The sequence below is a fragment of the Sphingobium sp. WR1 genome, from assembly GCF_059693745.1.
In genome coordinates, this window is sequence record NZ_JCATID010000004.1 from 25,470 (window position 1) to 49,981 (window position 24,512).

A 24,512-nucleotide genomic window follows, 5' to 3' on the forward strand; every position below is an offset into this window, starting at 1 on the left:
CTTGGAACGACGGCTTGTCCCACCACGCGGCGTTTGGCGCTCGGCAAAGCCGACCCCTTGCCGCCATCCAAGGGACGATTTTCGATTGCTAGGTGCTGTCAGTCCGCTTTCCCTGGTCGCCCTGTACCCCACAACTCCACGATCACTTGCCGTCCAATCTTATGGTCCGTTCCGGCCATTGATACCGCAATGCCTCCACCAATAATGAGAAGGCCGGGGATGGCTGCGTGACCGTCGGGTAATATAGGTAGAAGCCCGGGAAGGGCAGGCTCCACTCATCGAGCACGAGTTCCAGCCTGCCGGCTTGCAGATGGGCCTCCGCCAGATCCTCCGGAATGAAGGCGAGACCAAGTCCCGCGAGGGCTGCGCTAAGGCAGGAATAGCTGTTGTTAAAGATCAACTGCCCGCTGACCTGCACCTTAATCTCGGCCTCGCCCTCCCGCTGCAATTCCCAGGCGTAGAGCCGTCCGGAGGTTTGGCGCAGCCCGATGCAATTGTGCGACTGGAGATCAGATGGACTTTGAGGCCGACCATAAAGCTCGAAATAGCCCGGTGAGCCGACGGCGACCATGCGCGCGTCCGGGCCGATGCGGACGGCGATCATGTCCTTCGCCAGAGTTTCGCCGTAGCGCACGCCTGCGTCATAGCGCTCACTTATGATGTCGATCAGGCCGTAATCGGTAATCATCTCGACCTGAACGTCGGGATATTTCTTCATGAAGTCGGCCAGTTTTGGCAGCAGGAGCTCGTTGATCGCATGGTCCGACGCACTGATGCGGATCTTGCCGGTAGGCCTGTCTCGCGCTTCGTTGACGGCCGCCAGCTCCGCCTCGATCCCGTCCAGATAGGGACTGACCTTCTGAAGCAGCCGCTCGCCGATCTCGGTCGGCGCCACGCTGCGGGTCGTGCGAACCAGCAACTGAACCCCGAGCCGATCCTCCAGCTTCTTGACGATCTGGCTGATCGCGGACTGGGAAAGTCCAAGCTTTGCGGCTGCCCTAGTGAAGCCGCGCTCGCGGGCCACTGCTACGAAGGCGGTGATGTCGCTCAGCGTGTCGCGCGCCATTGATTACAATTCCTACTGATTGTCAGAAGACTTATGCATCTAATAATGGATCAACGCTTGGGCTAGGTAGGAGAGGAGAAATTTATCCGAGAAAAATGAGGTAAACCATGCCGGCATCCGGCAAAGCGGCGACGGCGCCCGTTTGGGGCGCGGTGATCGCGATGGCGCTGTGCGCCACCATATTGATTGCGTCGGAGTTCATGCCCGTCAGCCTGTTGACACCGATGGCGCGCGATCTGGCGATCACCGAGGGGCATGCCGGGCAGTCGATCTCCATCTCCGGCTTCTTCGCGCTCATCACCAGCCTATTCATTTCGGCGATCATCGGCGTGTCGGATCGCCGCCGCGTCGTACTGATCTTCACGGCGCTGATGGTCGTATCCGGCGTGATGGTCGCACTCGCGCCCAATGCCCCGCTGCTCATGGTAGGGCGCGCATTGCTGGGCGTCGCGATCGGCGGTTTCTGGTCGATATCGGCCGCGATTGTCATGCGGCTCGTGCCCAAGGAGTCGGTGCCCAAGGCGTTGGCCCTGCTGAACGGCGGCAACGCGGTGGCGACTACATTGGGCGCGCCCATCGGCAGCCTGTTAGGCGGTCTGATCGGCTGGCGCGGCGCCTTCTTCTGCGTGGTGCCGCTCGCAATCATCGCGTTCTTGTGGCAATGGCGCAGCCTACCGACACTGCCGCCTGAAAAGGCGACGATCCGCGCCCGCGACGTCTTCGCTCTCCTGAAGCATCGTCAATTTGCAATCGGCATGATCGCCGTGTCGCTGTTCTTTTTCGGCCAGTTCACGCTCTTCACCTATCTGCGCCCGTTTCTGGACCTGGTGACAGGTAACGACGCGCCGCTTATCTCGGCCATGTTGCTGGCGCTCGGGGTTGCGGGCTTCGTCGGCACGATCGTGATCGGCTGGCTGCTCAAGTCGCATCTCTACAGCTTGCTGATCACAATCCCGGCCATGATGGCGATCATCGCCGTCACGTTGGTCGAGATCGATGGCACGCCATTGAACGTCGGCCTGTTGCTCACACTCTGGGGCCTACTCGCAACCGCCGCGCCGGTCGGATGGTGGACTTGGCTGGCCAAGACCATGCCGCACGAAGCGGAGGCCGGCGGCGGGCTGATGGTCGCGATCATCCAGCTTGCGATCATGCTGGGCGCGATAGTCGGCGGCACGCTGTTCGACGCCTGGGGCTATCGCGGTCCATTCAGCTTGGCGGCCGGACTTCTCGTGATCGCCTCGCTGCTGGCGATCGTCGCGTCCCGCACCGGTGCCACGCAAAGCTTCGCCGAACAACCGGCCTGACAGGGAGAATCCAGTCATGACCAACGCATCGTTCCCATTCGAGCGCCGGCGCGTGCTGAAGGCTGGCGCAGCCGGTCTCGCCACCCTCGGTACGCTTTCGATCTCCAATATTTCTTCAGCAAAGGCACGAACCATGACACAGGATTGGGACAAGACGTTCCCGCGCAGCAACGACATTGATCACCAGAAGGTCTCGTTCAAGAACCGCTACGGCATCACCCTCGCTGCCGATCTGTACATCCCCAAGGACCGCGGAGCGGGCAAGCTCGCGGCGATCGTCGTCAGCGGACCATTCGGCGCTGTGAAGGAGCAGTCCTCGGGCCTCTATGCCCAGACCATGGCCGAGCGCGGCTTCGCGACGCTTGCCTTCGATCCTTCCTATACCGGCGAGAGTGGCGGAGAGCCACGTAACGTCGCATCGCCCGACATCAACACCGAAGATTTCAGTGCCGCCGTCGATTTCATCGGGCTGCACCCGGAGATCGATCGCGAGCGGATCGGCGTCATCGGCATTTGCGGCTGGGGCGGCATGGCACTTAGCACCGCCGCCATCGAAAAGCGGATCAAGGCCGTGGTCGCCAGCACCATGTACGACATGACCCGCGTGATGTCGAAGGGCTATAATGACAGCGTGACGCCGCAGCAGCGCACAGAAACGCTGGAGCAGTTGAGCCGTCAGCGCTGGACCGACGCCGAGAAGGGCAGCCCCGCCTATGGCCCGGTTTCACTGGAGCTGAAGGGCGGCGAGCCGGTGTTCGTCGTGCAATATGCGGCCTATTACAAGACGAAGCGCGGCTTCCATCCGCGTGCAGTCAACTCAAATGCCGCATGGTCGCTCACGACCCCCTTATCGTTCATGAACCTGCCGATCCTCACCTATATCGCGGAGATCGCTCCCCGACCGGTGCTGCTGATCCATGGCGAGAAGGCCCACTCGCGCTATTTCAGCGAGACCGCCTATGCGGCAGCGGCCGAGCCCAAGGAACTGATGATCATCCCGGGCGCCACCCACACGGACCTCTACGATCAGGTAGAAATCATCCCGTTCGACAAGCTCACGGCATTCTTCAATGACCACCTCGCAGCCTGAAACAAGTGGGTGGGCGTCATGCCCACCTACTATGCTGTCAAGGCGACGCATTCCCAATACTAGGGCGATTTTGCCTGACAGATGCCAGACTTGCGAAATCGGCTGGCTTTGAGAAGGGCTCCCGTGGCGGCCGCGACAGGGATGAACGCGCGGCCGCTGCCATCGACCCTTCCTTGCCGCCTACGGGCTAATTTTCGATGCCTAGATCGAGACGGTCAGCTATCTGAAATGATGCCCAAGGTTTGTTGATTACAGTACAGTCGGTTCCAAGCGGCGCATGCGAAATATCCGCTCTTCCTTACTATAACAGCAGGCCAAACCTTTTTCTCCAACTGAGCATGTTGGCCCTGAGCTGCTGAAAGTCCTACAGCATGGCTTGTTGTGGAAGTCAGTTCGGCAAAAGAACTGCATTACGGAAGGCCGCATCCTCAAGCACACGCCCGATGCCGCGCGCTACGCACGTAATCGGGTCCTGTGGCACGGTCACGAATAGTCCGGTTTCGGTTTCGATTCTTTCGGCTATCCGGTCGAGCAGCGCACCGCCGCCGGTCAGGGTTAGTCCCCCTTCGAGAATATCCGCAGCAAGTTCTGGAGCCGTACCTTCCAAGGCAATTCGTACAGCAGTGATGATGACGTCAATGGTTCCAGCCATCGCCTGATACAGATCGTGTTGGGTGATGGTGATTTCCCGCGGCACCGCATTCGCCAAATCGCGTCCGCGGACTGCGAAGCTGAGACCGCGGCCATCCGCAGGGCGGACCGCAATACCATATGCTTTTTTGATCTTTTCGGCGGTGGCCTCGCCGATCATGAGATTATAGTGCCGTCGGAGATAGGAGACGATCGCCTGATCCATCTGGTGGCCGCCGACCCTGACGGCTGTGACATAAGCCAGACCTCGCAGCGCAAGTATACCGATTTCGGTGGTTCCGGCACCTATATTCAAGACCATTGAGCCTATAGGTTCTAGGACTGGCATCCCGGCTCCGATTGCAGCCGCCATTGGGGCTTCGATCAAAAATATCCGGCTTGCTCCTGCCTTCTCGGCGGCGTTTTTCAGCGCACGCCGCTCCATTGGGGTGGAGTTGGCAGGCACGCAGATGATCACGTCCAAAGGGCGTATCTTCCAGCGACGCTTGAAGACCGACCCGATGAAATATTTGATCATCTCCCCGGCGATATCAATGTCCGCGATTGCTCCATCGCGTATCGGCCGCACGACCTCGAGATGGTCGGGGGTCCTATTGACCATCATCTTCGCTTCCTCGCCCACGGCAATGATTGGGCGTTTAGGCGAACTGCAATCGACCGTGACTATGGAGGGAACCTCCAATACCACTCCTCGATCCCGCGCGAATATTCGCGTGTTCTCGGAACCAAGATCAATTGCCAGTTCCTGTGCCAAACCGAGCAGGCGGGATCGGGCCGCGCGCTGTATAGGATCCTCGAACCCTGTGTTTGCAGCGGGCGGAGGGATGATCTTTGGCAGGTCTGGCTCGTCGTCAGTCTCTAAACCCTCGAACTCAAACAATATGCCGATCGATATGCCAAAACTGTCGATCTCTTGTTGCAGCGAGTTCACGCTTGCTCCTGGCTTGAGCCAGTTTTCAATCGGCAGATGAAATGTGACACAGTAGCGATTCTGCGGGAGCGGGGTGATACCGACATTGAGGAGTGCATCCGGCACTTCTTCGATCGCAACGTCATTCCGAAGGACACGGAAGATCCGCGTCATCACGCCCGGTCGGACGACTATGTCACCGAAGATTCTGGGCGCGCGGTCACTTCCCAGCGCGAGCTCAAGGAACTTCCGTGCAGTCGCGGCTACTGCCGCGGTACCTTCTGCCTTCGACGCGAGAAGGAGATCCAACAAAGTGGTGGGGGAAACCGCAAGAATGTCGTCAAAGTCTGAATGCAAGGCGGCGCAGAGTTCTTCTGCCGTCCCGACATACGCTTGGCCATCCCAAATGAACACGTCGATCCAAGGATCGCTGGCGCCGACGCGGCGATGATATCTGGCAGTTTCAGGAATATTGTGCTCATAGACTTCGAAATCGGCTATCGCTGACTGTCTATCGCCCTCAACCGAAGGAATCGCAGTGTAATACGCGTTGCCGCCATGGCCGGCGGCTCGATAGACAGGCAGCGCGAAGCCTATGTCGGCCAAAGGGACATATCCCATGATCTCCATGGAAATGTGCGCTAATTCGCGGTTCATCTTATGAGCCCCTGACGCGCATACCACTCGCGCGTGATGCGCATCAGATCTCGTTGAAATTCACTTGGGCGTCGGTTGGGCTGCCAATCATAGAGTTCGATATCGGTACCATGCTGCTTCAAGACGGCGACATCCCGTTCAAGTCCAGTGTTGCCCTCGAGAAACTGCTTCGGGATGATGAGAAGACGCAGATTTCCAGGCAAATCCACATTATGTGATGCTGCTATTTCGATCGTGGAGGCACGCTTGTCGTGCACGTTACTGCCGTCAACGCCCATCCGGGCGATATCGAGGTAGCTGATCGCGACACTTTCATGAGGCATGATCTCTCGCGACAACTCCAAGCGCGTACGGCCTTCGAAGTATGCCTCGATGCTTCCGAAGGCCCAGGCAATGAACTCCTTGGCTGCACCAAGCCTCGACTCGAGCGCGTAGTCTTCCAATGGAACGTACTTGTCCGCCTGTTCTTGGAACGCCCCCTTGGCACCGCCTCCGCTATCGAACGGATAGACGTGAACTGGCTGCGTCACCGCGCCAGGGTCGACTACAAACACAGCCGGGAATCGCGTTATCTGATGCGAGGGTTCCTCGCTGTACCGCGAGACATATGCTGGGCGCATGACGAAGAAGTAAAGTAACTTCAAGGCAAATACGTCGCACAGCTTGGTGACCAGCTTGCCTGCCCTAATTATCTCTTTTGCTGGCCAGGCCGCGGTCACATGGGCAAGCGGCAGATCGCCCGTTATTCCCAGATCCCCGGTACGCCCGATCAACTGCCGATCAAAATTAGCGTCTGTCCGCCGATTCATCCCTTTCGGCCACCGGCGCGTCGTTCCTCGTGCGCTCAATGTCCCAACCTTTGCGACCAAGAGGGCTGCCTTGGGCCATAGGCCAGGAAGCCTTCCAGCGCCAACATCTGAAAGACAACAGGATCAGGCATTGGCCGCCGCCGCCAGCAGGTGCTGGATCAGGATGGCAACCAGATCGCCATCAACATCATCATCGATCGCCTCGAGCTTTGATACCAACTCCACATTTTCACAGCCCCCCATCATTCCCCCGAATGCTTTTGCCAGCCTTTCCATAACAATGCGGGCGCAGATCTGCTAGTCGCCATCCACGTGAAATGCAGTGCACCGAGGGCCGCTGGAATGGCGCTCATTGCAATTTCGCCGAAGTCAATCTTTTTCGTGCGATTGGGCTAAAGTAAAACCGCTCGGTCGGACGACATGGGCGGGCGGGCTAGTATGTGCAAAGCCGCATAATTCCTGTTCAGGCTGATAAAGCCAGAAAAAAATGCTCGTGCAATCTACTCGAACGGCGGCAACTAGGGCCGGGTCTACGAACGATGAACGACCGGTCTCCAACGTATTTCGCTCGCGTGACTGGCTTTCGATTACATGCTCGGAATGTCCGCTTCCTTCGATTCGCGGTCCATAAGCCGCCTGTCGCGAATGTCCCCGATCTTGCCATAAGCAGACGGGTCCTTCTATCCGTTTCATCATTGCATATCCGCCCAACAGTCAACCTCGGACTGGCCAACGGCACGCTCCTCCCGGCAGGTGAGGAATAACTCATGTTTCGCGCGCTGCAAGGCACGCCCCCGACACATAAACGTCACATTGCCAATCTTTTAGGTTGAAGATCTTGGTCAATCCGGCAAGGTAAACCGGCTTCCGATGAAAGCACGGAAGCGGGGCTTCGAAACCCCAGCATATACAGCTCGGTCACAGTTTCACTGGGGCCGGGTGGCATGCGCGTATGTCCAGCCGGCAACGGTAAAGGCGCATGCGCCTGTGTGTATGCCAGGTTTCGAACATCCGGCTTTGGCCGTCGCCCCGAGTGGACATAGGTGCGACGAATGGGCCAGGGCAAAAGCGAAGGTCGAAGTATCGATCTTCAGATTGTGAGCAATGACAACGGCGAGCGGTTCAGCTTCACCGACTTCTATCGACGAGAGCGACCTCGCCTGATGCGCTTCTTCACCCGTCAGCTCGGAAATCCAGCAGATGCGGACGAACTGAGCCAGGAAACCCTCACCCGCTTCGTGCGCGCCGCCCCTCACCCGGCACTGGATAACCCCCGCGCCTATCTGACGCGGATCGCAACCAACCTCCTTCGTGACTATGCCGAGCGTGGATCGACCCGCCTCGCGCGGCAGACGACGCAACTTGAGGACGGCTATCACGCACTATCCACCCTCGATCCCCATAGCGATGTGCACTACCGTCAGGAACTTGCCCGCTGGAAAGGCATTTTGGAGCAGCTTCCCACGCGCACTCTCGAAATTTTCCTTCTCAATCGGGTAGAAGGCTGTAGCTACCGGCAGATCGCGTCGGATCTTGAGGTGCCGCTTTGGGTCGTTCAAAAGCATATGCTGAAGGCAATCAGGCTCGTCGATCTGCATCGCGGAGCTGACGATGATTGAAGACCGCGCTTCGATCACGGCCCGGGATCGGCGTGTTGCCCAGAAGTGGGTGCTGCGGATGCTCGACGAACCCGAGCGCCATGCGCAGGGCCTATCGGACTGGATAGCCGAGAAACCGGAGCGGCACGCATTGTTTGTCCGCCTCATGAGGGATGTGCAGGCCGCCGGTCATGCCGGGGCGCAGTTCGACCTTCCGCCCGCGCGTCCATCGGCTGCCCGTCCGTGGTGGAACAAGGCCATTCCAGTCGTCGCGGCGGCATCACTCCTTTGCGTTCTGATCGCGGCAACCTCACTTTTCAAAGAGCGCCACGGCTCTTCCCGGCAGGTAGCGGAAAGGGGTGAAATGGCCGCTCCGCTCGTCACGAAGCTCGGAGAAGTGCGAACGCTCAAGCTCGCCGATGGCAGCAAGGTTACCCTCGACACGGACACGGCCATTTCCGTGAGAATGGCGGCCGACCGCCGCGAAATCGTCCTCAAGCGGGGGCGCGCAAGGTTCATCGTCGCCCATGACCTGGACCGGCCATTTTTTGTGCGGGCGGGTGGCCTCGAAGTCCGCGCGACCGGCACGGTCTTCGACGTGCTTTACCGAAACAACGTCGCGGTACATCTGATCGAGGGCGGCGTTGAGGTAAAGCTTGCGCCACAAGGCATGAACGACGGCAGGAAATTGCTGCTGCGTCCCGGACAAATTATAGCGCTAAGCCATGGACAAGGCGCTCAAACTGTTGTCATTCCTGCCCGCAGGTCCGATCAGCAGTGGGTGAGCGGCGTGAAGAGTTTCGACAATGTGCCTATCCGCGAGGTGATCGCGGAGGCGAACAGCTATAGCGAGACCAAAATCGAGCTGGACCCCGCGAGCCTCGGTGATCGGGAGATATTCGCCGACATCCATATCCGGGATATCGAACGTGTGGCTGAAGCGATCAGTGGTTTCCTCGATCTGCGCATCGATCGCTCGGAAAAAAGCCGCCTGATACTGAGAGCCGACAAATAAATTCGCTGCCGCAGCTTCAAAGCCAGCCTGCCCCGTCTTTCGAACTGAGCCCCACAAAGGGGCGGTTCGAAAAAGGGGCAGAAGATGGGCATGGGAAAGTTCGCGCTGCTGGGGAGCGCCGCGATTTGCGCGAGCATGGTGGCTCCGGCTGCGCTGGCGCAGGAGACGAAGCGCAACTATGACCTCCCGGCCCAGGAACTTGGGCAAAGCCTTCGCGCCGTCGCCCGAGAAAGCGACTACCAGCTTGCCGCCGACCCCAAAGCTCTGAACGGCCGCCGCGCGCCAGCGATTTCTGGGAAGTATAGCGTCGAGGAGGCGGTGGGAGCGCTTCTCTACGGATCGAGCCTGACCGCGGATATCAGGGGGCGCACGATCTACCTTCGGGGGCGAGAAGCACCGTCGCGCGACGAAGTAGAAGGCGCGGCGGATAATCAGCTTTTCGTGACCGGCTCACGGATCCGCGGGGCAAAACCTACCTCTCCCCTCATTGCCGCGTCACGAGAGAAAATCCAGGGATCGGGCTATACGGACCTTGGTTCCTATATGCGCACGATCCCGCAGAATTTCAGCGGCGGACAAAATCCGGGGGTCATTTCCAGCATCCAGACCGGCTCGGAAAACACAACCGCCTCATCCACGCTCAATTTGCGCGGTCTCGGTGCCGACGCCACGCTGACGCTGCTTAACGGCCATCGGGTCGCCTACGATGCCGTGAGCCAGGGGATCGACATTTCCGCGATACCCCTGGCCGCCATCGAACGTGTCGAGATTGTCGCGGACGGCTCATCGGCCCTCTACGGGTCAGACGCGGTAGGGGGCGTCGCCAACATCCTGCTGCGCCGGGACTATGACGGTCTGCTGACGACCGCTCGCTTCGGCGCGGCCACCGATGGCGGGGATGTCCAGCAGCAATATAGCGCTGTGACCGGCCGCCGCTGGAATGATGGTGGGTTCATGGTTGCGGGCGATTTCAACAAGGCAACCGACGTCACAGCCTCCCAGCGCTCCTATATGCGTTCGCGCCAGTCCAGCATGACCCTGCTGCCCTCCCAGCGGCAGGTGAGCGCCGTGTTGGCAGGGCATCAGGCGCTTGCCGATGTCCTCGAGTTCGAGATCGACGCCCATTATAACCGCCACAAATCGGTTGCGGCCCTCCCCTATAGCGCGACGCTCGATGTGCGGCAGAGCGGCGTCATCAGCCGTCCCGACATTGAAGGCTACTCCATCAGTCCGTCCGTCAAGTTCCGCCTGCCGGCCGGATGGGAAGTCATAGCGCGCGCGACGCGCGCCGTCAGCGACAGCAAGATCACCGCAGAAATCTATTCGGGAGGCAGCGCTTCGGCCGTCAACCACGTCCGCTACAAGAATGATCTCTGGTCCGCCGAATTCAGCGGCGAGGGTCCGCTGTTCCCGCTGCCCGGCGGCGACGCGCGCCTTGCCGTCGGTGCCGGCCTTCGCTCCAACGGCCTGGATGCGTCGATCAGGCGGGTCACCGCGACGGCGACGACATCCCTCCTCAACTATAGCGATGGTCAGACGGCGACCTTCGCCTATGGTGAACTTTTCCTGCCCCTGGTCGCGGATCGCAACGCGGTTCCCCTCATCCGGTCGCTCCAACTCTCAGGCGCCGTCCGCTATGAGCGCTACGACGAGATTGGCGGACTCGCGACACCCAAGATCGGTATCAGCTACCAGCCGATCGGCGACCTCACACTCAAGGGCGCCTGGGGCAAATCGTTCAAGGCGCCGACGCTCAGTCAGCAAAACACCGTCCGGCAGGGCGTGCTCCTCTTCCCCGCTTATTATCTCCCCGCGCCGCCCACCAGCCGGAACGTCCTCCAAATCAGTGGCGGCAGCAAGGATCTGGAGCCGGAAAAGGCGACCACACTCACCCTGACCGCGGAATTCAAACCGCACAAGGTGCCCGGCCTGCGGCTCGAGGCAAGCTATTTCGACGTCCGCTACAGGAACCGCGTCGTCCGCCCGATCGCCGACAGTTCCCAGGCCTTCAAAGCCGAATATGCCGATCTCATCCTTCTCAATCCGACCCTAGAGCAGGTTCTGGCGGCGACGACCGGCCTCCCTTTGGGCGTCCAGAACCAGACCGGCGGCGTCTACGACCCTGCAAATCTGGCGGCTATCATCTTCAACCAGCTTCAGAACGCCGCGCGCCAACATATCCGTGGCGTCGATGCCTCCGCTTCCTATGAATTTTGGGAAGGCGACAATCAGTTCCATCTGGAGGCGAGCGGGAGCTATCTCAAAAGCGATCAGAAGCTGAGCGCGAGCCAGCCGACGATCGTCAGGGCCGGCACGATCTTCAATCCGCCCCACTGGCGGGGCCGGGCCAGTGCCGGCTGGCGGCGCGGAGCCTTCGGCTCGACCCTGGCCTATAATTATATCGGCGGCACCGACGACCGGCGCACGACAACGACCTACAAGGTCAAGGGCTTTCATTCCGCCGATGCCACGCTGAGCTGGCAGCCGGAGGGAAGCGGCCTCTGGAATGGCTGGTCCTTCCTGCTCTCGGGCCAGAATATCTTCAATGAAAAGCCCTCGGCGATCCGCGCCACCGCCACCAATCCGACCTATGATGCCACCAACTATTCCAGCATCGGGCGCCTCATCAGCTTCACTGTCTCGAAGGCCTGGTAATGCTCATATCCCTTGTCATGGGCATATCCGGGGCAGGTGCGGCTGCAGGCTCGGCCGCACCTGCATCGCAAGACTGCGCCCATGTCCTGCAGCCGGGCACGCCGCTCACCCGCCCTCGCCCGGTCACCGACCGCGATCTCATCGAGACGCTCGACCTGGGGCCGAATGCAGCGATGGAAGCCGGTCCCTTTTTCACCGTATCGCCCGGCACCGGAAAGGTCGCGGTCGGTGTCCGGCGCGCCAGCGTCTCGGACGACAGCTATTGCACCGGCATCACCGTCATCGATCGCAATGGGTCGGCGCGCCTGATCGATTCCGGACCAGGCGTCGCCTTCTTCCGGTTCGAGGATTTCTACGGAACGAATGGATTTTCCTCAGGGATCACCAAGCTGATCACTCCGCGCTGGTCCGCTGACGGCAGGATGCTGGCCTATCTCAAGCTTGTCGACGGCAGGCTGCAACTTCGCCTTTGGAATGAAAAGCGTGGTGCCCGAACCATAGGCGCCGACACGCAAGACATCGCGGATTTCCAGTTCAGCGCTGACGGCGCCATGATTATCTACAAGGTCCGGGATGAAGCCGCACAGATCTCGGCCCTGAAACAGGAATTGCGATCGGGGTTCCGCTATGACGATCGCTACTTCCCTTTCGCCTCGACCTGGCCCTTCCCCAAGGGCCGGCCACCCTATGTGTACAAGGCCGTGCGCCTCGCCGACGGCACTGTTCGCACCGCCACCCAAGCCGAGGTCGCATGGCTGGACGAACCGGTTGGCCTCACTCGATCGGCAACCACCGTCCGCGCCAAGACCATAAGGGATGCAAATGGCGTCGACCATGTCGCGGCCATCAAGGGAGCCAGCGAAATTCGCTGCGAGAGCGAGGCCTGCGCCCAGGTCGAAGGGATGCCGTGGCTGTCCGTGAAAGGCGCTGTTCGCTACCTGCGACGCGAAGGTTGGGCGAAAAGCGAGATGGCCATCTATGAGTGGACGATCGGCTCGGCCCAGCCGCACCGGCTCTATGCGACCTCCGACCTGCTCATCGACTGCACGCCGATCGCGGATGACGTGCTGTGCGGTCGCGAGGGTTCGACCCGACCCCGCTATCTCGATCGCATCGGCCTTGGAAAAGGCAAATCCTCCGCGCTGTTCGATCCCAATCCGGCCTTCGGCAAGCTGTCGCTCGGCCGCGTCGAGCGGCTCCAATGGAAGAATGACCGAGGCATAGAATGCTTTGGCGACCTCACCTATCCGCCCAACTACCAATCAGGCCACCGCTATCCGCTGCTCGTCGTCCAATATGAGAGCCGGGGTTTCCTGCGCGGCGGCACGGGCGATGAATATCCCGTCCAGCTCTTTGCCCGCGAGGGCTATCTTGTTCTCACCGTCCAACGGCCACGCTCGCCCCTTTTTGGCCTGGGCCTTTCCTCGATCGAACGGCAGCGGCACCAGAATGAGGGGTTCGACGAGAGGCGCAGCATCCTGTCAGCCTATGAAACCAAGGTCAGGCAGTTGATCGCGGCCGGCATCGCCGACCCCGAGCGAATCGGCATTACCGGGCTCAGCGATGGCTCGACGACCGTTCAATATGCCGCGCTTCATAGCAACCTGTTCAAGGCCGCGGCGGTGAGCGGCTGCTGCTGGGAACCCTCCCAGACATGGGTGCTGGGGCCATCTCTCCAGGCCAATTATGAGCGGTTGGGCTGGCCCGCATCCCCGGATGACAAGCCCCAAATGTGGGCGGATATCTCGCTCACCCGCAACGCCTCCCGCGTCGCCTTCCCGATCCTCATGCAAGCGGCGGACGGCGAATATCTCGTTGCCCTCGAAGCGGTCCGGGCGCTCAAAGCCGCCACACGCCCGGTCGATCTCTATGTGTTTCCCGACGAGGTCCACATCAAGCGCCATCCCGCTCACCGGGCCGGTATCTATCGGCGAAACCTCTTATGGTTCGATTTCTGGCTGAAGGGAAAGAAACCCAGCAGGCCGGGTCAGGATGCCGATGAAGTGGCGCGATGGGCGGAGATGCAGCGGCAGTCTCAAGGCGCCGCAGCCAGCGGCTACTGACGGCGCACTATCGCCCCGCCTCCCCGATATGCAATCTTGCAGGCAATGCTCAAAGGAGCTATATGAATGCTCAAAGGAGCATCATCATGTCCGAAGTCGAGGTTGGCCGCCGCAAGCCGCAGGGGAAAAACCCACCGCCTTTCGCCTATAAGGCGCTCTATCGTGCGTCGCCCGTCGACCGGATCGGGTTCATCAAGAAGGGCGTGGCAGCCAGCGATCTCAAGCGTTTCATCGCCGCACTGCATGTGGACCAGAAGGTGATGTTCGACGCGCTCAACCTCAAGACCGCGACGGTGAACAAGAAGGCGGCGAACAACCAGCCGCTTTCGACCGAAGACAGCGAACGCGTGCTCGGCCTCGCCAAACTGGTCGGCCAGCTTGAAGACATGGTCGAGGAGTCGGGCGATGCCGAAGGGTTCGATGCGCCCGAATGGCTCTCGACCTGGCTGCGGCAGCCGCTTCCCGCTCTTGCCGGCGTGAACCCGATCGACCTGCTCGACACGATGGAAGGCCAGGCTCTGGTCTCCCGCACATTGGCGCAAATCCAGAGCGGCGCCTTTGCGTGACGACGATCTTCTGGAGGATCGCCACTGATACCAGGGCCTATGAGGCCGACGACATGTCGGGCGCCGGCGCGAAGATCACGGGCGGTCGCTGGAATGACGTGGGCGTCGCTCTTGTCTATGCGGCGAGCAACCGGGCGCTCGCCTGCCTTGAAACCGTCGTCCATCTCAATAGCGGGGGGCTGCCGCTCAACCGCTATCTTGTCGAGATCACGGTACCCGACGAGATGCTGGCTGCGGCCGAAGTCGCCACGAGCGGAAGTCTGCCGGTCGGTTGGGATGCCGAGCCGGCCGGCAGGGTCAGCATTTCGATCGGATCAGCATGGGCGCAGTCCTTGCGCACGGCGTTGATGCTCGTCCCCTCGGTCATCGTGCCCGAGGAGCAGAATCTGCTCATCAATCCCGCGCACCCGGACGCAGGACGGATCATGGCCCGCAAGGTCCGTAAATGGCTCTATGACCCGCGGATGATCCGTAAAGTCTGACGCGACCCCGGATCGAACGGCGACGGAAATGACTGCGCCATGGTGCCCGCGCAGCGCCAACACCGTCCACAGCCAGTCCGCTATCCGCTGCGCCTGCCGTTCCAGTGCGCGATCCAGGCTTCCATATCGAGGAAAGTGAGCAGGCGGACGTAGGAAAGCCCCATCGCCGGACCGCGCCCAAGCGCCGTCTCAATCGCCTGCCTGTCGACCAGCCGCCGACGGGCGAGTTCGCCATCCAGAAGCCGCTCGCGCACCGCTGCACTGTTGCGGCTCAGCACTTCCATGGCGAAGCCGCTGGGGCTTCCCTTGCGCCACCGCTCCCTCACCAGCGGCGGCAGGCGATCATGATAGGCTCGGCGGACAAGGGCGCGATCCCGCCCGCCCTCGATCATCTTCCAGGTCGGGACAGCGAGCGCCGCCTCCACCACTGGCTGGGACATGAGCGGATTAATCATCGGCATCCCATATTCGCGCAAATAGCCTTCGAGATGATTCTGGACCCGCAGGAGAAAGGCGACCTGTCCGGCCTTGCCGGGACGGCTCAGCTGCTGCTCATCGAGCCAGGCGTGATGAAGCGCGTCAGGCTTCATGTCCGCGACGACCGCCTGCGCCACCGCCTCGATATTTCGGCGCCAGCTGTAAGCCTGCCGCATCGGGCCGATAGCGCGCGCCGTAGCCCAGATCGCCGAGGGCAGCGGCGTCTCGGTCACCGCCGCGATATTGCGCAGGGTCGAAAAGGCCTCAGCTCCGATTCCCCTGGCCCGGAGACAATCGAAAAAGGGCCGGATCGAACTGCTGTTATAGAAGACATTGTCGCCGCCATTCCCTGTGTAAACGGCTTCAGCACCACAGCCTGCCGCCCGACGCATGACGAGGGCGTGATAGGCGACCTCGTGGATCTGTCCGATCGGCTTTGGAAAATGCCGGGCGACCGATCGCGCAAGATCGACATCCGCATGGTCATAATGCCCCTCGAGCAAATCCACGCCGACCGATGACGCCATCGCCCGCGCATAGTCCCGCTCGTCGCCATTGCGATTTTCGGTGACCAGCGTGACGCACCGGAAGAGCGTCCTGGTCCGCGACAACGCGGCCGCCACGATCGAGGAATCGAGCCCGCCCGACAGGGTCGAGAGAATATTGGACGAGGTGGAAGCCCAGGCAGCTACGCAATGATCGATCGTTCGCCCCAGTCGCTCCGCTTCACGTTCGCTGTCCCAGCCCTCGCGTTCCTTGACATGCTCCCAGGGCGACCAGAAGGATGACAGCGCGGAGGCACCCGGGGTCAGGGCGACGGCGGTTCCCGGCAGCAATTCTTGCACGCCATCGATCGCGGTCGTCGCACTCGGCAAGTCCTTGGCAACCAGATAGCGCGGGATCTGGTCCCAGGCGATGCGGGGTTTCAGGAAGCCGGCATCGACCAGCAAATGCACGTCGGACGAAATGGCCCAGCCCGAGGGCAATTCCAGAAAATAGCAGGGCATCGCCCCGCCCGGATCGCGTGCAAGACGGACCAGGCCGTCCTCGCGGCCAAGCAGGACATAGCCGCCCCAATAGCGCTCCTTGAGAACCGACAGGACGGACGAGGCCGACAGTTCCTCCTGCGCCAGTCTGTCCTGCGGCGTAACGCGAGACGCGGGGCCGTGCCTTGGGAACAGCGTACCGACGACCACATGCTCGCGGCTGCCAAGCGGCAGGACAAGATCGGGAGAGCTCGCCCAGAGCCGACCATGGGGCACGCTGCCGCAGGCGGGAAGGCCGGTCCGCTCCGCGATCGCCTGCGTGTCAGGGGCAAGGTCGTCCTCGTCCCAGCCGAGCAGGATCAGATATCGACCAAGCATCAGATGGCCAGGATCGGTTCGAAGGGGCGGATATGTTCGAGGCGGTCGTTCAAAACCAGGTCATCGGCCTGGACCCAGCAATGGGCGGAAAAGGGCGACGCGCTGACGCCGATGACGAGCTTTGCCCGATATCCAGCCGACAGCAGAACCTCGAAAAATGCGATCGACCGGAGCAGGCATTGTCCGCTGCGCGGAAGAAGCCAGGCGACCGCGGCGAAGGAGGATGCGAGAGCCGTCCAATCGCGTTGCGAGGCAGTCGCCTTGACGTCCGCCGCGCGCGATCGCCGTTCGATCTGCTCGACGACGGTGCCGAAGTCCCGGAAGCGCAGGCGGGCGATGGCGCTGATTTGCGCGTACAGGAATGCGAGCCGGTATTTCCAATGTGCAGCGTCAGGATTGAGCGCCACCTCGCGGGTCGCGCGCGCGACGATGACCGGCTGCGGCAAGCCTGCGGTGCCCTCATCCTCGACAAGGATGCCGCCTCCCACCAGCGAAGCCAGCGCCGCCGCTGGAGCCTTCCCCTGGAGCAACCGCTGAAATGCCAGATCTTGCTTAGGTTGCAGCCCGAAATAGCGATCCGCCGCAACGTCAAGGAAGATCGCCCGGTTTCCCGTGACGCAAAAGGAAAGCCCGTCCCTCAACCTGTATCCCATGCTGGCCCTCCGACGCTTCATGCCGATGGCAAAAGACGCGCGCCGCAGGGACGCGCGTCCTCTTCTCAGTCGTCGGCGATGCCGAGCTGGCGAACCTGGCCACCGATATTGTCGGAATCGTCCAGCGCCGCGCCCTGGGTTTCGATCGAGGCGACGCCGAAATCGACGACGCTGTCTTCATGCTCGTGAATGTTGCTCATCTTCATCTCCATCATGTCACCGCAACTTTTGCGGCAGGACTGATGCTATGAAAGGATGCGCTTATATCCGAACTTATAAGGTACCATTCTGACAGCTTATAAGCTTGCAATAGAAGCAAGGCTGTGAAGTCGAATCCTTGATCTTCAACCCTAGAGAACTCAGTCTGCAATCGATGCGAGAAGCACTGTATTGACGATCTGCTCCACCCGCACCAGGCGACGCTTGTGATATTGGGAAATGGCGGCGCCGGTTTCGCGCCTGTTTCCCGCAAAGGCAGAGGTCCACAAGGAGCGCAATTCCTGTGCCCTTCGGTTGATCACCTCTTCGCGCAGCCGCAATATGTGGAGACGTTCGCCAACGATGATGATGGCATCGAGATGCTCATCATTGGGCGAACAGGCGCAGATCCGCGTAAAAAGATCCGCAGTGGCTGCGGCAATCCGAACCGAATCAAGCGCCTCGTCATCAAGGAAGGGCGGCGGCGGCCCGATCCGTTCGAATCGCACCATGACCTTGAGCGCCGCGCGCACGATGTCGGCATGCCAGCTATAGAGATTATAGGCCCGCAGCCGCGTCATGGCCGGCATGGCGAAACCGCCCCCGCCCTGCACCGATACCAGCCGCTCGCCGACGAGGCGATGAAGCGCATCGCGCACCGGCGCGATACTTGTGCCATATCGCTCCGCCAGGGCCTGCACCACCAGCGGCGCTGTCGGAGGTGGCTCTCCGCTCAGGATCAACTGCTTGAGTTCCCGATAGATGCGGTCGGCGGTGACTGTCTCCGGCGCCATCACAGGTTCTTCATGCAGAAGGACCTTGTCCAGCCGATCCGCCGCCGCCGCCTTTGGGCTTGAGGAAGGTCCGCAGATTGAGGCTTGCGATGAACTCGACGCAAAGCCGCTCCATTTCGAACATGTCGTCGAGGAAGAAATGCCTGGGGACGTGCATATGGTGCTCCAGAAGCATCATGGGAATGAGGAGATGCGCCGACGAAAGCCCGAGGGCATGGGCGCAGGCGATATGATCATCGATCCGGGACTTCGGGTTGCCCGATTCGATTTCCCTGAGCCATCGCACACCGATCCCGACAACGGCGGCAAATTGCTCTTGTGTAATGCGCTGGCGCCTGCGCCGTTCTTCGATGCGGCGACCTGAGATCGACTTGACCTCGGCCAGTATCGACGCCCCCTCTTCAGAGGCGTTGCCTTGAGATGCGCTCATCAGGACCTCGCTGATCGCGTCTCAAAGCACCCATGCACATTCCGATGGGTCAGGTTTTGGGGGAAATACGCTTCCCGTCAAATATTATCGCTCCCATTTTGACAGTGGGGCCGCCCAAGAGCGGCAGCCAGATGACCGAGCTCTCGCTCGATCCTGCCGACAACATGTCGCCGGCGGGCGACTACACCCTTTCTTACCTGCGGCAGCAACAGATGGAACAGCTAAAGCGAATGCGCCTGGCTGGCCCTTGCTCAGCCTTGCTGGAACAGGGAGGGAAGCCGCCGATACGCCCTGGCCAGGGCCGGTGCCTCACTGGCCGCCATCACCGCGATGGCGGCCAGGTAAAGCCTGCCGATCGTCGGGCGGACACTGATGTGATCGGAGCGCGCGATACGCTCGAGGATATTGGCGGCGAAGGGCCTCAAATGCGCCGAAGCCCCGACATAATGGTCTTTTTTGCCGGCAAGGCGCTTGCACGAGGGCATTGCGAGCTCTGCGACCAGTTCCTCGGCATCCATGGTGTCGGCAAGGATCAGCGCGACCGAGAGGGTCGCGCCATAGGGTATGAAGTTCCGGGCGATCCTTGCCAGGCGGGAGTGACAGGAGAGGAACAGGTCGGTTCCCTCGTCCGACAACTGCAATCTGTACGTCTTCGATCGATGTCCGGCCATGCCCGCCCTTCCACGATTCGCATGATGTCCCCATGCTCTGACGGGGAAAATCCGGTTTGAAGCTGCGCCGGCGCAAAAAAATCAACAAAGCGGCACTGAAATGCCGATTTCGGCACTTCACTGCCGGTTTCGGCATTTCAGTGCCCTACCCGTTGCGCCGATCCGGCACGCTGGCCCACCACCGGCTCATCCCGACGTGGAGTGATGAGGCGCCTGGTTCCGGCTCGCGGACAAAGCCTCCATCGGTCCATGTCGCCACAGGCGAGGCACGCAGCTTCGCCCTGCATCTGGAGACGAATATGATGCCGGCCACTCGACCGGCGATCTTGGCTGGACTGCTCCTGTCCGGCCTGATCGCGAGCCCATGCGCCCCGGCGCGCCCCGGTGCGCTACCGCCCGCACCGCCCCTCGTCGGTCCACTCAGCATCGCGCAGGCAGATGGTGATTTCGTCATCCGCGCCGCCCGGAAACTCGCAGCGAGGTCCATGCCGCCGCAACAGATCGGCGCCACCGTCAAAATGGATGCCGACCTCCTCATCCGCCAGCCCCGGCCTATCAAGGAGATGACACGATGACCCGTTCGCCCTGCTCGCTTCCATCGCTCCTTGCGAGCGTCGCCTTGCTGGCGTCAGGCGCCGCTGCCGCCGCCCAGACACAGGCGACACCCACGGATCTCAGCGCAGCGGCACGCGCCGCCGAAGCCAGCCTCCGCCAAAGCTTCACCAACCTCCAGTTCGAGGATTTCGGGCCGGCGCCGGTCAAGGGACCGCTGTTCCAGGCGAGCGCGGGAGGGCGCATCCTCTATTATGCGCCGGAGAGCGAGCATCTCCTCTTCGCCACCATCTATGACAGGAACGGCGTCAACCTGACCGCTCTCGCGCAGGATGCCAGCGCGCGCAAGAAGCTGGGTCAACTCGATCCCACCCAGGCGCTCACCATCGGCCCACCCGGGGCTCCGACCGTCATCGAGTTCACCGATCCCGACTGTCCCTATTGCCGCGCCCTCGACCGCTTCTGGGCGGCCAAGGCCGCGGAAGGCAAGCCGGCGCGGCGGCAAATCTATTTCGTGAGCGGCATCCACCCGGAAGCCGCGTCGAAGGCCCAGCATATCCTCTGTTCAAAGGACCAGGCTGCCGCGTTCCGCGCCACCTATGCCGGAGAGGCGCCAAAGCCCCTCACAACCTGCAAGGAGGGCGCGGCCCGCGTCGCGGCGAATGCGCAAGCGGTCAAGGCCATGGGGATATCGGGGACCCCAACCCTCATCCTCGACGGCCGCATCATCTCCGGCTTCCAGCAGGCCGAGATCGAGGCCTGGCTCGATCAAAAGCGGGCGCCGCGAAAGCCGCCCAGCTGACCGCAGAAACTTTGGCGGGCCCTGGGAGGATGCGCGCACTGTGCAGCCCCCGGGCACGAGATGCCGGCGATGGGCCTTCCTCCTGGAGCCGCCCTGCCCCTCGCTGGCCGACAGCGATCGCCCAAGTCGATGCCGGCAGGCATGTCGATGGGACGGCTCCTTTTTGCCTGGAGAAAAGCCATGCTCAAGACCGTAAACCTACCTCACCTCTCAATGCCCCGGATCCGCCGCCTCTCTTTTGCGTCGGCCGATGCCGTGGGAACCCTCCTCGTCGCGATGACCCTGGCATCGGCCGCCCACGCCTTCCAGGCGCCGGCCGCCGGCGACCTTGGCTACGACATCTACGATATCGTGGTGAACCAGGGGGTGAAGGGTCCGCTCGGCTTCGTGGGCGGCGTCGCCGCCTTTCTGTTCGGGGTCAGCCGCCTCTTTTCCAACATCATGATCGGCATCCCCACGATCGTCGCGGCGGTCTGCCTGATCCGGGCCGACTCCATCCTCCAGACCTTCGGCATGATGGTCTGACCGCCGCAGGATCGAGCCCCATCACCATCGGAACTGGCGCAGGTCTTCCTTTTGGGCCTGCGCCGGGTCGGGGAGCGAATGGTCGCTCTTCGTAACAATCACGCCTGGTCCAGGCGTGATGAAGCAAGGGAGAAGGACGTGGATGAGAGATTGCCGCAATTCCTGCACAAGCCGGTCCAGATCCTCTGGTTCGACGCGCAGGAGTTCATCGTCGTCATCTCGACGATCTTCGTCGCCGTCATCGTCGGCGGCCTCGTGGGCTGGTCGCTCGTCGGCGTCCTTCTCCTCTTCATTCCCTGGAAGCGGACCAAGCCGCGCGGCTTCATGCCACACCTCGCCTGGCGCTGGGGGCTCTTGCGCCTCCCCCGCTACCCCGGTCCCACCCAGACCCGCTTTTGCGAGTGAGGCAAACCATGTTCGGCAAGACAATTTCGAAAGAGGCCAGCGACCCGTTGCTCGGCAAGCCGTCCAGTTTCGGCATCCACCGCTACCTCCAGGGCTCGTCCAACCTGTTCGAGGAGAACAGGCTGCTCAAATTCTCGATCGCCGGTCTCTTCGGCATCACCGCAGTGCTGGGCATCGCGCTCTACACAACGTCCCAGAACCAGCGCACCGTGGTCGTGCCTTTCGGCGCTGGCGGCGATCTCTATGTGACGGGCGGCAAGCCCTCCGCCGCCTATCTGCGCGCCATGACGCGCAATATCGTCGCGCTCTCGGGCACCTATTCGGCGCTCTCGGCCGACCGGCAGTTCGAGGAGCTGCTCAGCATTGTTCACCCGACCGCCTATAACGGCATAAGGGACAGTCTGAACGCGATCCTCGACGAGCTCGCCAACAACCCGACGCTCTCGATCGCCGCCTATATTCGGCCCGATCAACCCGTGACCTGGACGGATCGCCAGATCCTCGTACCGGTGGAAAAGGTGCGCGTCATTGGCGGTGTCATCCGCAAGTTCCGGGGCAATCTGCGCATCCGCTACACGATCGACGCCGGCCGCTTCTGGCTCCTGTCGCTAGCTGAGGAAAATTTCGATGCCGAACTTCGGTAAGCGCCTTTGCGTGCCCCTCGCGGCGAGCGCGATCGGCGCCCTGCTGCCCACAGCGGCACTGGCCCAGACCATCACCGCGCTCCCTGACCAGACGAGCACCATTCGCCTCTCGAACCGGGACGTCAACCATCTTGTCTGCCAGGGCGGCGAGATCGAGGATGTCAAATTCTCGGCGGAAAAGGCGATCGCGGTCGAAAAGGCGGGCGCTGATGCCTGGGTCAAGTTCCTCGTCAAGGAAAGCGACGATGCGGGTCAGGTGACGCGCAGCTTCGTCACCACCCCTTCGGAATTCTTCGTGACGTGTAACGGCGCGATCTATCCGCTCTATGCCGAGCCCTCCGACATTCCCGCCCAGACCGTGACCCTCGCGCCCGGTGCCAGCCAGCGTGCCCGCGCCAATGGGGAGCTGCTGGGGCCGCTGGTCGAAGAGGAGCGCGCGGTCTCGATCACCCTCGCGATGCTGCAGGACCGGGTGCCGGCGAGCTTTACCGAGGTCGCGGTTTCGCCAAGGCCGCTTGCGTTCAGCGCCGCGCCAGCGCTGCGCATCACCGAGCGCCGGCGCGTCGCGATCGAGGGCACGGGCCTTTCGGCGTCGGAATATTGGGTCGAGGCGAGCGCCGATAGCGAGATTGACGAGCGGCTGTTCCTGGGCACCGCCATGGGCGCGCGCATCTTCAGCGTCACCCTCGATCGCCTGTCGCTGCGCGCCGGTGAGAGCGCGCGGCTCATTCTGCTCCGTCGGGGCGAAGCGCTGTGAGCGGCCCCGACAATGATGGCCCCGGCGCCGACAGTGGCAATCCCGCCAAGCCCGTCGACACCCCGCGCAGGCGTGCCGGGATGCAGGGTTATTCCCGCCCGCCAAAGAAAGAGGGCGCGAGCGATGGCGAAAGGCAAGGCAGCGCGCAGAATGCAGGTCGTGGCCCTGCCCTCCTCGACCTGAAGGCCCGCTGGGCGGCCTTAAGTGCCCGTCAGCAGCTACGCGCCCGCCAGACAGGTGTCGGGATCGTCATCGCGCTATTCGGCTATGGCCTCTACACTGCCTCGAGCGGATCGAAGGACGAGGCGCCAGCGGCACCGGCGGCATCGCGCCTCGACATGGGCGCGGGGCTGCGCGGCGACAGCCTTGAGACCAAGGTGCGCGGGGACTTGAAGAAAATCCTCGATGGCCAGGCGCTGCTGGGCGACCGGGTGACCGCGATCGAGGAAGGCAAGGTCGCCCCGGGCGGGCGATCCGCCATGGACGCGGCAGAAGGCGATCTCCCCAGCGCCATGCCCGGCGACATCCCGGCCTTCCCGCCAAGCCCCAGCGCCCATGAACTTGAGAGCGCTGATGGCAGCCTGCCACCGCCTCCCATGCCTTCGGCTCCACCCGCACCGCCAGCCCCGGCGGTCGAACGGCAGGTCGGCTCGATCGGGACCGCGACCGCCGCGCTCACCGCTGACGCGGGCGACAAAGGGGCAACGAGCGTTAAAAAAAAGACCCGGGCCATCTATTTGCCACCTGGTTTCATGAAGGCACGGCTGCTGACCGGGATCGACGCGCTCGCCAGCCGCGACGCGACCAGCAACCCCGAACCGCTGATCGCACGCGTCCAGGCGCCCGCCGTGCTGCCCAATGACGTCAAGGCGAACCTGTCCGGTTGCTTCGTCATCGGCAATGCGACCGGCAGCCTCGCCAAGGAGCGGGTCGAGGTCCAGCTCGTCTCCCTCTCCTGCGTCGACTTCGATGAACGCTCGGTGGTCGATCAGCCGATCAAAGGGTTCTTCGTCGATACCGACGGAAAGAAGGGGCTGTCGGGCCGGGTCGTCACCCGCGCCGGCGCCGCGCTCGCGCGCAGCTTCATTGCCGGCACGATCTCGGGCATGAGCCAGAGCGTCGAAAACACCTTCGGCGACACCTCGGTCTCCGCGCTCGGCACCGTCCGCTCGCTCGATGCGGGCGACGCGGCCAAGTCCGGCATTGCCGGCGGCCTCTCCAAATCCTCCGACAAGCTCACCGACTTCTATCTCGATCTCGCGCGCCAAGCCGGTCCTATCGTCGAGGTGGGCGCCGCCAAGGATGTGGTGGTCGTGATCCAGGAAGGCGTCGCCCTCGAAATCAAGCCGACTGCGGGGAGCAAATTCTGAT

The 24,512-nt window shown here is 62.0% G+C and carries 25 protein-coding genes; 15 read left to right on the top strand and 10 right to left on the bottom strand.

Translation table 11 applies throughout. From position 1 onward, the window contains the following. Positions 1–142: 142 nt before the first annotated feature. Positions 143–1,066, bottom strand: a complete 924-nt coding sequence (locus AC58EF_RS06720) for a LysR family transcriptional regulator (protein WP_497275488.1) — start codon at positions 1,064–1,066, stop codon at positions 143–145. A gap of 107 nt (positions 1,067–1,173) precedes the next feature. On the opposite strand from AC58EF_RS06720, the gene AC58EF_RS06725 reads away from it, so the two are divergent. Beyond that, complete coding sequence (locus AC58EF_RS06725; RefSeq protein WP_497275490.1) at positions 1,174–2,373, top strand: MFS transporter; 1,200 nt, start codon at positions 1,174–1,176, stop codon at positions 2,371–2,373. A 16-nt stretch (positions 2,374–2,389) separates the two neighbouring features. Then, positions 2,390–3,463, top strand: coding sequence for an alpha/beta hydrolase (locus tag AC58EF_RS06730; protein ID WP_497275492.1), 1,074 nt, complete (start codon positions 2,390–2,392; stop codon positions 3,461–3,463). Between the two features lie 388 nt (positions 3,464–3,851). Here the strand turns inward: AC58EF_RS06730 and AC58EF_RS06735 are convergent, their stop codons facing one another. The 3 genes from AC58EF_RS06735 to AC58EF_RS06745 form a co-directional block, all read right to left on the bottom strand. Then, entirely contained in the window at positions 3,852–4,901 is a 1,050-nt protein-coding gene (locus AC58EF_RS06735; RefSeq protein ID WP_497275838.1) for a rod shape-determining protein, read from the bottom strand. Between the two features lie 776 nt (positions 4,902–5,677). Continuing rightward, entirely contained in the window at positions 5,678–6,454 is a 777-nt protein-coding gene (locus tag AC58EF_RS06740) for a hypothetical protein (RefSeq protein ID WP_497275494.1), read from the bottom strand. A 159-nt stretch (positions 6,455–6,613) separates the two neighbouring features. Then, on the bottom strand, positions 6,614–6,766 hold the full coding sequence (locus tag AC58EF_RS06745; protein ID WP_497275496.1) for a hypothetical protein: 153 nt from the start codon (positions 6,764–6,766) through the stop codon (positions 6,614–6,616). A 776-nt stretch (positions 6,767–7,542) separates the two neighbouring features. Between AC58EF_RS06745 and AC58EF_RS06750 the strand changes: the two genes are divergently transcribed. The 6 genes from AC58EF_RS06750 to parT all read left to right on the top strand — a co-directional run bounded on the left by AC58EF_RS06750 (position 7,543) and on the right by parT (position 14,869). Then, on the top strand, positions 7,543–8,109 hold the full coding sequence (locus AC58EF_RS06750) for an RNA polymerase sigma factor (RefSeq protein ID WP_497275498.1): 567 nt from the start codon (positions 7,543–7,545) through the stop codon (positions 8,107–8,109). Next, positions 8,102–9,103, top strand: a complete 1,002-nt coding sequence (locus tag AC58EF_RS06755) for a FecR family protein (RefSeq protein WP_497275500.1) — start codon at positions 8,102–8,104, stop codon at positions 9,101–9,103. Before AC58EF_RS06750 ends, AC58EF_RS06755 begins: the two co-directional genes overlap by 8 nt. A 90-nt stretch (positions 9,104–9,193) precedes the next feature. Next, on the top strand, positions 9,194–11,758 hold the full coding sequence (locus AC58EF_RS06760; RefSeq protein ID WP_497275502.1) for a TonB-dependent receptor domain-containing protein: 2,565 nt from the start codon (positions 9,194–9,196) through the stop codon (positions 11,756–11,758). Next, positions 11,758–13,821 (top strand): Atxe2 family lasso peptide isopeptidase, encoded by a 2,064-nt coding sequence (locus tag AC58EF_RS06765; protein WP_497275504.1) that lies wholly within the window; start codon positions 11,758–11,760, stop codon positions 13,819–13,821. The genes AC58EF_RS06760 and AC58EF_RS06765 overlap by 1 nt, the downstream gene beginning before the upstream one ends. An 86-nt stretch (positions 13,822–13,907) precedes the next feature. Then, the gene (parS, locus tag AC58EF_RS06770) at positions 13,908–14,387 is read left to right on the top strand and encodes a type II toxin-antitoxin system Prs ADP-ribosylating antitoxin ParS (RefSeq protein WP_497275506.1); all 480 of its coding nucleotides are present in this window, start codon (positions 13,908–13,910) and stop codon (positions 14,385–14,387) included. Continuing rightward, positions 14,384–14,869 carry a type II toxin-antitoxin system Prs ADP-ribosylating toxin ParT gene (parT, locus tag AC58EF_RS06775; RefSeq protein ID WP_497275507.1) on the top strand — a complete coding sequence of 162 codons (486 nt, stop codon included), beginning with the start codon at positions 14,384–14,386 and terminating at the stop codon, positions 14,867–14,869. Before parS ends, parT begins: the two co-directional genes overlap by 4 nt. An 80-nt stretch (positions 14,870–14,949) precedes the next feature. Here parT and AC58EF_RS06780 read toward each other — a convergent pair whose 3' ends face one another. The 6 genes from AC58EF_RS06780 to AC58EF_RS06805 all read right to left on the bottom strand — a co-directional run bounded on the left by AC58EF_RS06780 (position 14,950) and on the right by AC58EF_RS06805 (position 19,456). Next, positions 14,950–16,710: an asparagine synthase-related protein gene (locus tag AC58EF_RS06780; protein WP_497275509.1), complete on the bottom strand. Its 1,761-nt coding sequence runs from the start codon at positions 16,708–16,710 to the stop codon at positions 14,950–14,952. Then, positions 16,710–17,363, bottom strand: a complete 654-nt coding sequence (locus AC58EF_RS06785) for a lasso peptide biosynthesis B2 protein (RefSeq protein WP_497275510.1) — start codon at positions 17,361–17,363, stop codon at positions 16,710–16,712. Before AC58EF_RS06785 ends, AC58EF_RS06780 begins: the two co-directional genes overlap by 1 nt. Before the next feature lie 65 nt (positions 17,364–17,428). Further along, a complete protein-coding gene (locus tag AC58EF_RS06790; protein WP_497275511.1) occupies positions 17,429–17,563 on the bottom strand; it encodes a benenodin family lasso peptide in 135 nt (44 codons plus the stop codon). 159 nt (positions 17,564–17,722) lie between these two features. Further along, the gene (locus AC58EF_RS06795; RefSeq protein WP_497275513.1) at positions 17,723–18,355 is read right to left on the bottom strand and encodes a GntR family transcriptional regulator; all 633 of its coding nucleotides are present in this window, start codon (positions 18,353–18,355) and stop codon (positions 17,723–17,725) included. A gap of 10 nt (positions 18,356–18,365) precedes the next feature. Next, positions 18,366–18,785, bottom strand: coding sequence for a helix-turn-helix domain-containing protein (locus tag AC58EF_RS06800; protein WP_497275515.1), 420 nt, complete (start codon positions 18,783–18,785; stop codon positions 18,366–18,368). A 251-nt stretch (positions 18,786–19,036) separates the two neighbouring features. Next, a complete protein-coding gene (locus AC58EF_RS06805) occupies positions 19,037–19,456 on the bottom strand; it encodes a hypothetical protein (RefSeq protein ID WP_497275517.1) in 420 nt (139 codons plus the stop codon). Positions 19,457–19,512: 56 nt separating this feature from the next. Here AC58EF_RS06805 and AC58EF_RS06810 point away from each other — a divergent pair, with 56 nt between their 5' ends. The 7 genes from AC58EF_RS06810 (at position 19,513) to AC58EF_RS06840 (ending at position 24,511) form a co-directional block, all read left to right on the top strand. Continuing rightward, complete coding sequence (locus AC58EF_RS06810; protein WP_497275519.1) at positions 19,513–20,031, top strand: hypothetical protein; 519 nt, start codon at positions 19,513–19,515, stop codon at positions 20,029–20,031. Further along, positions 20,028–20,810 carry a DsbC family protein gene (locus tag AC58EF_RS06815; RefSeq protein WP_497275520.1) on the top strand — a complete coding sequence of 261 codons (783 nt, stop codon included), beginning with the start codon at positions 20,028–20,030 and terminating at the stop codon, positions 20,808–20,810. Before AC58EF_RS06810 ends, AC58EF_RS06815 begins: the two co-directional genes overlap by 4 nt. A 180-nt stretch (positions 20,811–20,990) precedes the next feature. Continuing rightward, a complete protein-coding gene (locus tag AC58EF_RS06820; protein ID WP_192669483.1) occupies positions 20,991–21,335 on the top strand; it encodes a hypothetical protein in 345 nt (114 codons plus the stop codon). A 138-nt stretch (positions 21,336–21,473) separates the two neighbouring features. Next, a complete protein-coding gene (locus AC58EF_RS06825; protein WP_497275523.1) occupies positions 21,474–21,740 on the top strand; it encodes a type IV conjugative transfer system protein TraL in 267 nt (88 codons plus the stop codon). Positions 21,741–21,748: 8 nt separating this feature from the next. Then, on the top strand, positions 21,749–22,384 hold the full coding sequence (locus AC58EF_RS06830) for a TraE/TraK family type IV conjugative transfer system protein (RefSeq protein WP_497275525.1): 636 nt from the start codon (positions 21,749–21,751) through the stop codon (positions 22,382–22,384). Continuing rightward, positions 22,368–23,141 (top strand): type-F conjugative transfer system secretin TraK, encoded by a 774-nt coding sequence (locus AC58EF_RS06835; RefSeq protein ID WP_497275526.1) that lies wholly within the window; start codon positions 22,368–22,370, stop codon positions 23,139–23,141. Before AC58EF_RS06830 ends, AC58EF_RS06835 begins: the two co-directional genes overlap by 17 nt. A gap of 80 nt (positions 23,142–23,221) precedes the next feature. Next, positions 23,222–24,511: a TraB/VirB10 family protein gene (locus tag AC58EF_RS06840; RefSeq protein WP_497275839.1), complete on the top strand. Its 1,290-nt coding sequence runs from the start codon at positions 23,222–23,224 to the stop codon at positions 24,509–24,511. Position 24,512 lies beyond the last annotated feature (1 nt).